Origin of the sequence: Methylobacterium soli (assembly GCF_008806385.1) — a bacterium.
Classification (GTDB): domain Bacteria; phylum Pseudomonadota; class Alphaproteobacteria; order Rhizobiales; family Beijerinckiaceae; genus Methylobacterium; species Methylobacterium soli.
On the sequence record NZ_VZZK01000075.1, the window covers coordinates 1 to 11,711 of the forward strand.

At 61.8% G+C, this 11,711-nt stretch carries 10 protein-coding genes and 1 pseudogene; 4 read left to right on the forward strand and 7 right to left on the reverse strand.

Annotation, left to right across the window (positions count from 1 at the left end):
- Window positions 1-514: 514 nt before the first annotated feature.
- The 3 genes from F6X53_RS30955 to F6X53_RS30965 form a co-directional block, all read right to left on the reverse strand.
- Window positions 515-1,012: a DUF6790 family protein gene (locus F6X53_RS30955; protein WP_151005599.1), complete on the reverse strand. Its 498-nt coding sequence runs from the start codon at window positions 1,010-1,012 to the stop codon at window positions 515-517.
- A 102-nt stretch (window positions 1,013-1,114) separates the two neighbouring features.
- Entirely contained in the window at window positions 1,115-1,693 is a 579-nt protein-coding gene (locus F6X53_RS30960; RefSeq protein ID WP_191971078.1) for a cupin domain-containing protein, read from the reverse strand.
- Between the two features lie 50 nt (window positions 1,694-1,743).
- Window positions 1,744-2,964 carry an adenylate/guanylate cyclase domain-containing protein gene (locus F6X53_RS30965; protein WP_151005603.1) on the reverse strand — a complete coding sequence of 407 codons (1,221 nt, stop codon included), beginning with the start codon at window positions 2,962-2,964 and terminating at the stop codon, window positions 1,744-1,746.
- Between F6X53_RS30965 and F6X53_RS30970 the strand changes: the two genes are divergently transcribed.
- On the forward strand, window positions 2,951-3,358 hold the full coding sequence (locus tag F6X53_RS30970; RefSeq protein ID WP_151005605.1) for a hypothetical protein: 408 nt from the start codon (window positions 2,951-2,953) through the stop codon (window positions 3,356-3,358). The genes F6X53_RS30965 and F6X53_RS30970 overlap by 14 nt on opposite strands.
- A gap of 1,268 nt (window positions 3,359-4,626) precedes the next feature.
- Here F6X53_RS30970 and F6X53_RS30975 read toward each other — a convergent pair.
- The 3 genes and pseudogenes from F6X53_RS30975 to F6X53_RS33815 all read right to left on the reverse strand — a co-directional run.
- Window positions 4,627-6,084, reverse strand: coding sequence for a carbohydrate porin (locus F6X53_RS30975; RefSeq protein WP_191971079.1), 1,458 nt, complete (start codon window positions 6,082-6,084; stop codon window positions 4,627-4,629).
- A 148-nt stretch (window positions 6,085-6,232) separates the two neighbouring features.
- Window positions 6,233-6,505 (reverse strand): CorA family divalent cation transporter, encoded by a 273-nt coding sequence (locus F6X53_RS33810; RefSeq protein ID WP_280526087.1) that lies wholly within the window; start codon window positions 6,503-6,505, stop codon window positions 6,233-6,235.
- Between the two features lie 61 nt (window positions 6,506-6,566).
- A pseudogene (locus tag F6X53_RS33815) lies at window positions 6,567-7,118 on the reverse strand (CorA family divalent cation transporter); the annotation flags it as partial.
- A gap of 959 nt (window positions 7,119-8,077) precedes the next feature.
- Here F6X53_RS33815 and F6X53_RS30985 point away from each other — a divergent pair.
- The 3 genes from F6X53_RS30985 to F6X53_RS30995 all read left to right on the forward strand — a co-directional run bounded on the left by F6X53_RS30985 (window position 8,078) and on the right by F6X53_RS30995 (window position 10,029).
- Complete coding sequence (locus tag F6X53_RS30985) at window positions 8,078-8,734, forward strand: cation efflux transmembrane domain-containing protein (RefSeq protein ID WP_244965637.1); 657 nt, start codon at window positions 8,078-8,080, stop codon at window positions 8,732-8,734.
- 49 nt (window positions 8,735-8,783) lie between these two features.
- A complete protein-coding gene (locus F6X53_RS30990) occupies window positions 8,784-9,296 on the forward strand; it encodes a DUF2165 family protein (RefSeq protein WP_151005607.1) in 513 nt (170 codons plus the stop codon).
- Between the two features lie 406 nt (window positions 9,297-9,702).
- On the forward strand, window positions 9,703-10,029 hold the full coding sequence (locus F6X53_RS30995; RefSeq protein ID WP_151005609.1) for a hypothetical protein: 327 nt from the start codon (window positions 9,703-9,705) through the stop codon (window positions 10,027-10,029).
- Here the strand turns inward: F6X53_RS30995 and F6X53_RS31000 are convergent.
- Window positions 10,020-11,408 carry a polyhydroxyalkanoate depolymerase gene (locus F6X53_RS31000; RefSeq protein ID WP_151005611.1) on the reverse strand — a complete coding sequence of 463 codons (1,389 nt, stop codon included), beginning with the start codon at window positions 11,406-11,408 and terminating at the stop codon, window positions 10,020-10,022. The genes F6X53_RS30995 and F6X53_RS31000 overlap by 10 nt on opposite strands.
- Window positions 11,409-11,711 lie beyond the last annotated feature (303 nt).

The window sequence follows — 11,711 nt, forward strand, 5'->3', positions numbered from 1 at the left end:
CGTCCTCCTGAACGTCCCCGCCACGATCCGCCCCGACAGTTCCCACCCACGGGCGCGCCAGACAGTTAGGCCAGCATGATCGTCGGGATGATTCCAGAGATGGTCGGGATTTGGGTGCTCGGTCGAGTTCGTGGCGAGCGTGGAGGAGAAGGGGGCGGCGAGCGTCGGACTGCGAGGTGCCCGCGCATGGGCGGCTCCGAGCAGGTCAGCGATGCCGATAGGTGGGCCGCGACGGAGGAGTGGGACGCCTCAGGACGGTCTGGCGGCAGCTTCCTAGTGGCCGAACTCTGACGCTTAGTACCCCTCGCGAGGTCCGCAGCGGGTGCACGCTATGTAAAAACGGAAGCGCATCCCAAATTTGTAGAACAATCATCTGCGCGACAGACATGCAGCCCTACTGGAGGACCATTCTAGCGCCGTCTGGATGCCCACTTCAGCGCTGCTCAGGTTACTTTCGGGGGGGGAAGATCCTTCTACCGCTTCTGCGTTTTCAAACACCCTCGGTGGTTTGCGGTCATTGAGCGGTTCGACGTGCCGAGCCTCGCGACGCCATGAGCAACGCGATCGCGAGCGTCGGAGCGATGAGGTCCATGTAGAAGGGGAGCCCAGCGTTGCCGGGCGCGAAATTGCCTGCCACGAGCATCTGCCGCACATGTCCGGCTGCGTCGCCGAGCAGGAAGACGGAGGCAGCGCAGACGGCGGCAGCGCGGAACTCCCAGGGACGCCAGAAGGCAAGGCAAGCGGTGATGCCCACCGCAAGGTCTGCCATCCCGACTTCGAACTGAAATGGGCTCACCTGCCAACCGATGTGCTCGGCCGCGACTTGGGGGAAAGCAACGTGCGCGATCCCCGCCCAGAGCCCGACTGCCCCGATGGGAAGGAGCAGCACCCAGCCCAAGAAACGGCTCGCCGCAGCACCGCGCGGCCGACCCAACGCTCCCAGGATCAGCGCCAGGATCAGCATCGCGGCAGGGAAATTGCTGATAGACAAGGCGATCGTCTGCGCAATCATGGCTACACCGCGTAGCGGCTGATCATCACTAATGCCGCAAAGCCTAGCTATACAGAAAGCTGGCGGGCCGTGCATGCGGAAGCCGAAGACGGCTTTCAGTGGTTACTGACGGTTTTGCGTCACGCTCAGGCGATACCCTGCAAGGTATGCGAACGGAGTGAGCGATGCGAAAAGCGCCCTCTGCAACCAGATTGGGATGGCTGCTGCGTAGCCGTGCCCGGCGTAGTGGTGCAAGGCCAACGCCCGCAACAGCAGCGGCGGCTCACCGCGCTCGTCATACCAGTCTGGGTGGTCCGCTGTTCCCGATGCCATGTTGAGGAAGAAGCGCAGGAACTGCTGCCCCGGCGTGAACCGCGCGGTGAACAGCGTCTCGCCCGCATGCCCGTTCCTGAAGAAATGCGGGATGCCCGCCGCGATGACGCAGTTTTCGCCTGCACCAAGAATGCGGCACTCTCCCTGGATCGATAGTGCAAGCTTGCCCGACTTAACGGTGAACGCCTCGCTGGCAAACGGGTGCACATGATGCATGCCAGTGCCAGTCTGCATGCCACCGGGCTCCAACAGGACATCAAACTGGAACGCGCTTGCGTCCTCCCGGACATGCGTGAAGATGAAGGTTTCGCCGTTGAACGCGTTGCGGATGCGATGGCCTTCGGCGACTAGGGGGCTGTCGTGATACATTGTCATCACCGTGGCGCTTGATGAGTGCAGTCACGCGGGCGAAAGACTGCTTATGCTCGTGGCCCGAGCAAGAACCACGTCTGCATCGTACCTTTCCCTTTTACCTCGACCGCACCACGCTCTTCCAGAGAGAAACTTTGGCCTAAACGCGCGCGCATTTCGCGCGAGACGTGAATTGCGTCGGGTACGCCCGTTGCCTCCATGCGCGCTGCGACGTTCACGGCATCACCCCAAACGTCGTAGGAGAATTTGCGCGTGCCAATCACGCCCGCCATCACTGGCCCGCAAGCGAGCCCGATCCGAATCCGAACCGTGCGGCCGAGCGGATCGAATATGGTCGCGGTCGCGCTGCGCATCGCCAGCGACAGGCTCGCAAGAGCCTGCGCATGGTCGGGGCGACGAAGGGGAACACCGCTCACCACCATGTACCCGTCGCCGGTCGTCTTAATCTTCTCCAGGCCATGCTGATCGACGAGCTTGTCAAAGGTCGAGAACAGGGTGTTCAGAAACTCGACCAATGCGGCAGCCGATATCGCACCGGCCAGCGCTGTGGAGCCCGTTAAATCAGCAAACAGGATCGACGCTTCGTCGTAGGCGTCGGCGATGATTGGCTCCCCCTTATCCTTCAAGCGCTTCACGATCGGTGCAGGGAGGATGTTCCCGAGAAGGGCCTCGGCGCGCTCGAATTCTCGATCCGCTATGGCTTCGGCACGCGCCACCTCGTTGACCGCGTAAAGAATTACTCCGAACAGGATCGTGCAGGTGCCGACCATGCAGGCCACGAAGTTCGCGAACATCGCCTCGCTGCTGAGCAGACCCGTGTCGGGCGGTACTGTAACCCGCAGCGCGATGATGAGGGTGATTGCAGCGGTACCGATCACCGCAATGAGTACACGTCTCTGCGGACCGAGAACGATGATCATCACCGCCGCAACAGCGAGGTACTGCATCGGCATGCCGGACTCAGTGCCGATCATGGCGCAGACGACGAAGCTTCCTGTGTAGGCTCCAATTACGAAGGCCAGCGGAGCGACGAGTTCACCGAATCGATGCCAGACCGGGATGCTCGCAAGGAAGAGCGCGGCGGTGACATTGACTGCCGCGAGTGTCCGGAGCTTTAAATCAGTTGCGTCGTAGATTGCGAAGCCGAGGACGAAAATCGAACTAAGCCACGCGGTGACGTTGAGGGCGCGCAGGCGTCGCGCGACGCGCGCGGTGTACCGCTCGGTACCGTACCCGATCCACGAGGTGAGGGACATGCGCGACGACATGGCAATCCCGCCTGTGGCCGAGCGTCCGAAAATATTCGAACTCCCGCTGGGCCTGCAAGGCGCGGAGGCTATTGGTCGAAATCTGACGCTTGGTACCGATTCGCGAGGTCCGTTCAGGGTGGTTCTCTGCCCTTCGCGAACCGCAGGCAGCGCAGGGCACGCTGGCGCGACGCCAATCTTCTCGATCTGGTCCAGACAGTTCTCCGACCTGTGGTCGATCGGGCTCGCCGCAACTGACCTGTGGCCGCTGAATGCCGCCGGTCTACATGCGTGCAGCGGCAGTAAAATCGTTCCCAAGCCGGACAGCGAGCGCTCGTTGGCAGCAAGGATGCGATCACGCGGGTCGAACGACCGACGACATGAAGCCTCCCGCGATCATCAGCGCCAGACCTAAGACGAAAAAGATGCCCGCACCCGTCAGGGCATTGGCGGCGAACCTGCTCAGCCGCCTCGACCTCCGAGGCGGGCGCACTTCATCCTGCCCCCAGATCATGTAGCGCGCTGAATTCCAACTGAAGGCCATCGACAGTCCGCAGAACGTGATAGATATGAGCAAGCATGCCCAAGAAGCGAGCAGAACGTATTTGTAGGAAGGCGGGGAATTTTGCAGTCCTCCGAGCTTGTCGGAAAAGTTTACTGAGAACAAAAGAATTCCGCTGATTACACCGATTGATTATTTCGAAAGTTCAATCGGCTCTCGATAATTATAGTTGAGAAAGTCTTCGCGCTCCGCAAGAGCTTTTTCTGCGCTCTTGTGATCTCGATCATCGCCTGTGACATCTGGCATCGCACTCTCCGATTGAGCGGTGAATGCTCGGAAAGGGTCGATAGCAGCCATGTTCCAGCGTGGCCGTTGCACTGAGACAAGCCCTGTTGGAACGCTTGGGCCGGCTCCAGGCTGCTGGGAGTGCTGTAGGGGTCTACTCGCCGTCTTGAAGGTCGAAGAAGAAGTGCGGCATGCCGCCCTCAGTGCCCGTGCGGCGTCGCTTGCAACGTGCGTAGACAGGCGAAGCCAGCCATCGTGCGCGCTCGCCCAAGGAGGGAGAGGGTTCTGTCGCAGGCACCGTTTTGCAGGGCTTCGGCTTCGAGATCTGCGAGTTGCATCAGAAGGAAGTCGGGTGCCTCACCACAGCGGACTGGTCCGCCCTCCCCGAGGCGCTGAATAAGCGTTTCGACGTACTCGGAAGAGAAGGGCGGAGTCGCGTCCGGCATAGTAACTACCTCCAGGGAGGTGACGGCGCGGACCTGTGTGAGGGGAAATGCGCGCCCGCACCGTCGTGCAAAGCCGCCTGTCGGAAACGGAAGAGAGGTAGCCTAGCGCGAGATCAACCGCCGTCTTCGATAAAAGTTCTGTCGCTTTAAATAAAACCTTAGACTTGCCCGCAGGATTACTTGCTATCTCATGTTAATTTCGGCAGCGTAAATTGCCACAAGTTAACTGAGCGTAATTGAGTATAAAGCATTCGGTTGCGACCGCTCCAACAGCACGGGACGGCTGCCTGAATAGGGTCGTACGGCGTTCCGATCGGGAGGCTCATCTTGCGTCGCTGGCAAAGCCTCTCGGAGGTCCACTATGCCTCCGTCAGCGACCATCCGTTCATGACGCTTTGAATGGCTCCATAGGGTCGCAAACGGAAGATACCAAGTTTCAGATTTCACCCGCTAGTATTGCACTGTTGCTCGAACGCCGAGCACCGCCGCGTTCTTGACCCGCCGTCCATCCGGATCACGCGGGTTGGCGATTCCCGCACCGGGCCGCAGGATGTACTGCACGTCTGGCTGCACGGTGAAGCCGGGGACCACGAGAGCCTGATAGGTCGCCTCGATCACGGTCTCGGCTTTGCGCACTGGTATCACCTGACCGGTGTAGAGGATCACGTCCCGATCAGCCCGCCGCGCATTGGCGCTGATGTGCGCGTAACCCACTCCGATCCCGAGCGTGTCGCTGTCTCGACCAGGGATCAGGCCCTTATAGGCCAGCCCCGCATCCACATAGTAGTCGATCAGACTGCTGCGCGTCGGCGAGACCGAGGCCCGAATAAAGGCGCTCAATCCCTCCTCCTCACCCTTCCCTGGCTCCCGGTAGAGGGTCTGATCGAGAATAGCGTAGATCCCGGCATTACCGCGCAGGCTTCGCGCGATTCCCGTTGAGGTCGGATCGGCAAGTGGACGGCCGCTGGTGTCGAGGCGCAGATCCTCGAAGCGGCCGAAGTTCTGCCAGCCACCGAGTGTTACGGTGCCGGGCAGCGTCGTCGGATCGCCGTCCGTGTTGTAGGCGTAGGCCGCTTCCGCGATGACGAGAGCCGGATCATGAGTGCGGAAGTTCGTGCCGGTGCGGTTTAGCCGCTGCGCCTCGGGATCAGGGCCGGGCTGGTTTGCGCCAGCCGGGTCGCCGTCGAACAGGCCGATCTGCAACGAGAACTTGTCGTCGGGGGTATACTTGGCGCGGATGCCGGGCGTCGCCAGCGGGTAGGCCGGCCCGCCACTCGGCAGGTTCAGGCCCGTAATTGCCGGCCAACCGAAGGTTGAGTTCACGAACAGCGTCGCCGTCTGGCTGACGATGAACTCCGTGTCGGCCGCAAGCTGCCCGCCTCTGATCGCGAGCTTGCCGTCCATGAGCTTCTGGTCGAACCAGAGCACGTACAGGCGCGTCGAGGGCAGCGCTTCGATCACACTGGTGGTGAGCAGGTTGCCGACGTAGTAGCGCGAGAGGCCGGTGCCGTGGATGAAGTAGGCGTTGGCGTGGATCGTGCCGCCTTCCCATCCCACGATTCGTTGCAGGTCGAGGTTGAGGCGCAGGTTCAAACGGTCCTCGACAGCCGCTCCCTGCCGGATGCCCCCGACCGGATTGCCGTGCACATCGGCAATGTAGGTGAGGCTGTACTCGATGCCTCGTTCCTTCAGCACGGGCCGGAGGCCGAGCGGGTCGCCGAGTGGCCCGAGATAGGGTTCAACCGAACTGACGTAGCCGCCTGAGGCTTGGCTCGTCGTCTCGGGTTGCGCGATGGCGGTGCGCGGGTCGTCGCCTGCTCCGCGAGAGCGCGGAAATGCCAGTTGCTGCGCCTGCGCTGATCCGCCGACGAGGCACAAGGCCAGCGCGAGACCATGCCGGCCGATCACGCGACCCAGGCAGCAATTTCGTCTGTCTCGGCCGGCAGGAGCGCAGCAAGCGGCGGTCAAGAACGGAACTCCGCTTCTCGGGAGAGAAATTAAGTCTGGCGGAGCTTAGCACGGGCGCAGGTCACCTGAGCAGTTCCCCGGATGGGCGCTACTCCCGAGGCGCACGAACGCCGAGGGCGCGAATGATGCCATAGGCAAGCACCGCCGATCCGAGTGCCAGGATCATGACGATCAACGAGCCGTGCTGGTTGTCGGCGAACGGCAGGCCCTTGGTGTTGATCCCGAAGAAGCCCGTGATCAGGGTGGGCGGTAGGAACAGCGCGGTCAGGACCGACAGGGTGTAGAGTTGTCGATTCGACTGCTCCGCAACACGGGCGGACAGTTCCTCTTGCAGGAGCCGGGAGATCCTGTGCTGCCCCATCTTGCTCAAGGCGATGGAAGACCGCGCGAAGGCCGAGAAGTTGACGGTGCAGCCGCACAGCGTCGCGCCGGATCGGTCCGAGGCGGCGGCGGTCACCGCGCACGCGCTCGTCGAGGATGTGATCCTCAATCGCATCGAGTTCATCGGAGAACTTCGCGCCCGAGGCGGCGATGGAAGCGATGACGTAGCCGATCAGCGTCTCAAGCAGGGTGATGGGCGAGGCGATGCGTGCCCCCTCGGTTGCAGCCTCCCGCGTCGCCTCTGGACTCTCCACGGGCTGCCGCCGGCCACTCACGAGCGAGCACGGCTCCATCACGAAGTGCAGGCGGCCGGTCACGTCGTCCTGCTCCGTGCCATCCGCAACGCGGCTGACGTCGGCTACCACGCCGCCGACATAGGTCCCCTCAACCGTGACGCGCTGATGGCTATCCGGACCAAAAGCCGATGCTGCGAGATGTGCCGGCCCGAGATAGCCCGCGCTGATCGCAGGTCCGAGATCGGCGGTGGCGAGGTCGAAGTGAAGCCAGAGAAAACCTTCGCCGAAGGCTCCAAGCTGCAAAAGATCGACGCCTGACTTTGCGAGATGCCCGCACCCGGCCTCGTCGAAGCGCATGGCCCAGAGCAACCCTGGCGGAGCTAACTGCCTTTCATCGGCCGTGTTAGCGCCAGCATCTACCTGATCGGGGTGTAGCTGGGGCAAGTCTGGCTTCTGTCAGCCGGTCAGTCCGTCAGGACCGCGACCAGCGAAAACGTGCCAGCGATGGCCATGTTGCCGGCAATCAAAATGGTGAGAAGGGTCATGACCTGAAACTCCGTACTGTCGAGGTTCAACGCCAATGGCTACGTTTCGTTGCCATGGCAGGCGCTTCTCTCTCCGCTAACGGCAGTTCAGGTGAGAGGTGCGAGCCTCTGATTCCCACAGGAGGCATAAGCGTCCGCCCGTCAAACTGCGCCCGATCTAAGCCACACGCGGACACCAAACTGTAAAATCGGAGAAACAGCCGAGTGCTATTTCTCCTGCGTCCTGAACGACCCAGGAGGTTACGACCATCATGAAGCGTCTGATCGCTGCCGGCCTCGGAGCCGTACTCGCCAGTACCGTCTGTTGGGCTCAATCGGCACCCGAAGGTTCCTCAAATCCACCACCTTCAGGAGGCTTCGCGCAGGATAGTGGTGGCCGATCCGAAGGACCACGGCGTGGGCCTCCCGACGCGGGCGGGGATCGAAATGGCGGTTGGCATCATCGCCGTCCCTTCATGATGGGCATGAAGGGTGGCCATCTGCGTTTCCGTCGCGGCGAGACAGGGATCGATTTCAAATGTGCCGCTGACGACAGCACAAAGGCATGCGTGGACGCCTTGCTGCCGCTCGTGGACAAGCTCCTCCAGGCCCGCTGAGAGGGGTGAATCGGCAGAAGGAGCGTCGCCTCAGTTTCGCCAAGCCTCCTCCGCCAAATGCTCAAGCCAGCACCACAGAACCAATCTACGGCGTCGGCATGAAGGCCACGCGCTTAAGCCGAGTGACGGCCAGAGCGCGCAGCCTCTTCCGCCTGCCATGGATCGAGGTCTCACGATGCCGCTGCAACTTGATTCACGGATGCCAAGGACGACCGCTCGGTTCGGCTACAAAAGGACCGTCTGGGCCATCGCGGCCAGCATCCTGCTGCTGGCCCTTGTCGAAGCAGCCTGGGCACATGCCATTGGCTCGAAGGACCTGCTGAAAGATGCTTCCGGATTCGGCTACGACATCGCCCTCAATGTCGTAGCGGCCTTCGTGTTTGGCCGTGGCGCACGCACCGAGCGGCTATCGGCCTTCGTCATCGCCGCGCTGCTCGCCGCCACCGGCATCGACGGATTGTCCGATCTTTGGTCAGATCTCCAGAACCCGGACGCCAGCAGCGTCGGGGAGATTGTCACCTCCAACCTCATTGCTGTTGCGGTTGCCTGCTTTGCCGCCGCCGCTCTGGTCCGCTTCCGCAACGACCAGAACCCACTGGTTCAGGCGACGTGGCTGAATGCGCGCAACGATGCGGCTGCCGCCGTGCTGACGGCTGTCCTTGGCCTTCTCGCTCATCTGGCTCCGGTGCGCTGGCCCGAATACGCGCTCGACCTTATCGGCGTGATCTTCTCGTTCCAGGCTGCCGTGACCGTGCTGAGGTCGGCGTGGCGCGATCTCAAGCGGATGCCGAATCCGGCGGGTTGGACCGACACTGCTCAGCCCAAGCCGTAGGGCGCGACCGGGAACATACGCAAGCAGGTAGGTAGGGAGATCCGACTGCATGCTTATGGGCCGCATTTCGAAAGCAACGGTCGTGACGGCTATCGCCTTTCTCTTCAGCCTCGTCGCCTTCGGCAACATCACGGATTACGGGGCGAATCTGCCCTTCGTACAGCACGTCCTGATGATGGACACCATCTTTCCGAGCGCAACGACCCGCTACCGCGCCGTCGAAGCTCCAGCGCTACAACAGGCCGCCTACCTTCTCATCATCGCTGTCGAGGTTTTATCGGCCGGTCTGTGCTGGCTCGGCGTCGTTCGATTGCTCAGGTCCCTGCGCGTTTCAGGAGCAGCCTTCAATCGAGCCAAGAGCACGGCCGTTGCCGGGCTTACGTTGGGTTACCTGCTCTGGCAGGTCGGACTGATTGCTGTTGGTAGCGAGTGGTTCGGGATGTGGATGTCGCACGAGTGGAACGGCATTGAGAGCGCGTTCCGCTTTCTGATGATGACTCTGGGCGCACTGGTCTACGTCAGCCTGCCGGACGGAGACCTCACCGGCTCCGTTCACTCATGAGATCTATCTGAAAATCCGAACGGGTATCCCGATCAGGGAAACCATCGGCGCTGCCGCTTCACCTCTCCGATCATCTCCAGTACGCATCTCTACCAGCAAGCTTCTGAGTGCGAAGCCAGCGAGGGTCATCATCATTTGTTGGCGAAGATTTCCATAAAGTAAATTTGTACGTCAGCGCACGGACAAGCATTATTCTAGGAACGGCTTCGATATCGCTCGACAAGAGGCGGGTGCCGTACCAGAAATTGCCAGCGGTTTAAGCCATTGACTGTGGCAGTTTTGCTGCGCCGTTGCCAATCGCAGCAGAGCTATTGCCTAACTGAACGCTTAGGTGCCTGTGCCCGGTAACGGCTTGGTTCCTGCCGGGGCACTTGTCTGACGACCCGCGAAGCTACGGGAGACCCTCATGCTCCAAAGCGATGCCCTACCCAGCCTAGCCACAGACGACCTAACGGGCGACCTCCAGTACGCGCTGGCGGCTCTGGCCGATGTCGAGTTTGCGTTCCAAAGCGCGTGCGAGAGACTGAATGATCTGTCGGGTCCGCAGGCGCGCAAAGAGCAAGTCCGACAGCAGCTTGAGGCGGAGCGCGACCGTCGCCGTACGCCGCTGATCCGGCGTTTGGACGAGCTTGACCGACGCATGAAAGCGTTCGTGTTTTCTCAGCCGTCGTCAGAGTGGCAGGCATCCGGAGGATTGGAGAGGCCGATGCCTGCCTCTAAAGTTCACGCCTGATACGGCAGCCTTATCACATTCGACGCTGCTTGTGCTCGCTGCTCAGATGAGCGGGATAGGTTCTGTGACGCAATAAGTTCCAAGGCCGTGGACAGTTCGCCGCCGGACTCCATGATCCGACCGCGAGAAGCTTGAGGAGCAGCCGAAGCGAGAACCGTGACATTGGTGCGTTCACACCGCTGCTCCTGCCGTACTTCGCGGGCATTCTGCTCCATGAACGCGGCGATCTTCGGCGCGATCTCGGCCCGGAACCGTGAGCCGTTGAAGACGCCGTAGTGACCTGCACCCATTTGGAGATGATAGGTTTTTTTCTCAGCCGAGAGGTTTGGAGTAAGGTCTAGAGCCGCGCGAGTCTGGCCGATGCCAGTGATGTCGTCCTTCTCGCCTTCAATCGCCATCAAGGCGCAGCGGCGGATCGCGCTGAGATCCACTAGCCTGCCCCGGTGCTGCATCTCCCCCTTCGGCAGGGCGTGCTCAATGAACACCGTCTCGACGGTCTGGAGGTAGTACTCCGCCGTGAGATCCATCACGGCCAGATATTCGTCGTAGAACTCCCGGTGCTTGGCGGCCGAGTCGCCGTCGCCTTGCACCAGATGGTTGAACATGTCCCAATGCGCCCTGCGATGCCGGTCAAGGTTCATCCCGATGAAGCCGGCCAACTGGAGAAAGCCGGGGTAGACCTTGCGGCCATAGCCCGAGTGCGGCCACGGCACAGGGTGGACGCAGTGCTGCCGGAACCAGTCGATGCTGCGCTCCTGCGGCAGCTTGTTGACGGCAGTGGGTGAGTGCCGAGTGTCGATGGGGCCACCGATCAGAACGGCCGCGCGGGGCACCAGCGGGTGATCCTCTGCCTCCATCCGGGCAACGGCCGCGAGCACCGGCACGGAGGGCTGACAGACGGCCATCACGTGTAGATCCGGTCCCAGCGCCTCGAACATGGCGACGCAGTAATCGATGTAGTCGTCGAGGTCGAAGCGGCCGGCTGAAAGGGGCACCTGCTTGGCGTCGTGCCAATCGGTGATAAAAACCTGATGCGTGTCGAGGAAGGCCGTGACTGTCCCGCGCAGCAGGGTCGCGTAGTGGCCCGACATCGGAGCCACGATCAGCATCTTCGGCTTAGCCGAGGGCTCGCCGAAGGCGATCACGCGGCAGAAGGGGCGCTCCCAGACGACGCGCTCAGACGCCGGCAGATTGAAGACGGGTTTGGCGTAGGTGCGCGTCGCGCGCTCGAAGAGTTCGCAGGAGGCCACCATGGCGCGGCTGTTCGGCGTGTAGGCGAAAGGATTGAACGGGTTCTCGTAGGCTCGCTTGGTCGCTCCGGCCGCGAACCGGGCTGGCGTGAGCATCATGTCACAGGTGTCACGCATCAGGTACAACACTCAAAGCCCTCCCTCGTGTAGCCCGCCGCGCAAGCCACATCGTGTCCAATCGCTTTCTGACCAACTCGCTCCTCTGAGGGAGGGTTGCGTCAGCGTATGACGTGGGCTGCGCAATAAGCATAGGGCGATGCAATGCCGCAACAGTGCTGCGAGAGATTCGTCCATTCTGCTCAGCCGAGCGAAGCGGACGATCGCAGGACCGCACCCAGCTTTTCACTGCGCCCCCGAGAGTGAAACTGGAGTTGCCCCCATCAAACCGGACACGGGGCTGGTTGGATCTGAGCACGAATGAACTCGCGAGGC

Bases quoted from the DNA above. Each gene is read 5' to 3' on its own strand.
- F6X53_RS30955 (WP_151005599.1), bottom strand. From the start codon at position 1,012: ATGATTGCGCAGACGATCGCCTTGTCTATCAGCAATTTCCCTGCCGCG.
- F6X53_RS30960 (WP_191971078.1), bottom strand. From the start codon at position 1,693: ATGTATCACGACAGCCCCCTAGTCGCCGAAGGCCATCGCATCCGCAAC.
- F6X53_RS30970 (WP_151005605.1), top strand. From the start codon at position 2,951: ATGCGCGACGACATGGCAATCCCGCCTGTGGCCGAGCGTCCGAAAATA.
- F6X53_RS30965 (WP_151005603.1), bottom strand. From the start codon at position 2,964: ATGTCGTCGCGCATGTCCCTCACCTCGTGGATCGGGTACGGTACCGAG.
- F6X53_RS33810 (WP_280526087.1), bottom strand. From the start codon at position 6,505: ATGGGGCAGCACAGGATCTCCCGGCTCCTGCAAGAGGAACTGTCCGCC.
- F6X53_RS30985 (WP_244965637.1), top strand. From the start codon at position 8,078: ATGCCGCTGCAACTTGATTCACGGATGCCAAGGACGACCGCTCGGTTC.
- F6X53_RS30990 (WP_151005607.1), top strand. From the start codon at position 8,784: ATGCTTATGGGCCGCATTTCGAAAGCAACGGTCGTGACGGCTATCGCC.
- F6X53_RS30995 (WP_151005609.1), top strand. From the start codon at position 9,703: ATGCTCCAAAGCGATGCCCTACCCAGCCTAGCCACAGACGACCTAACG.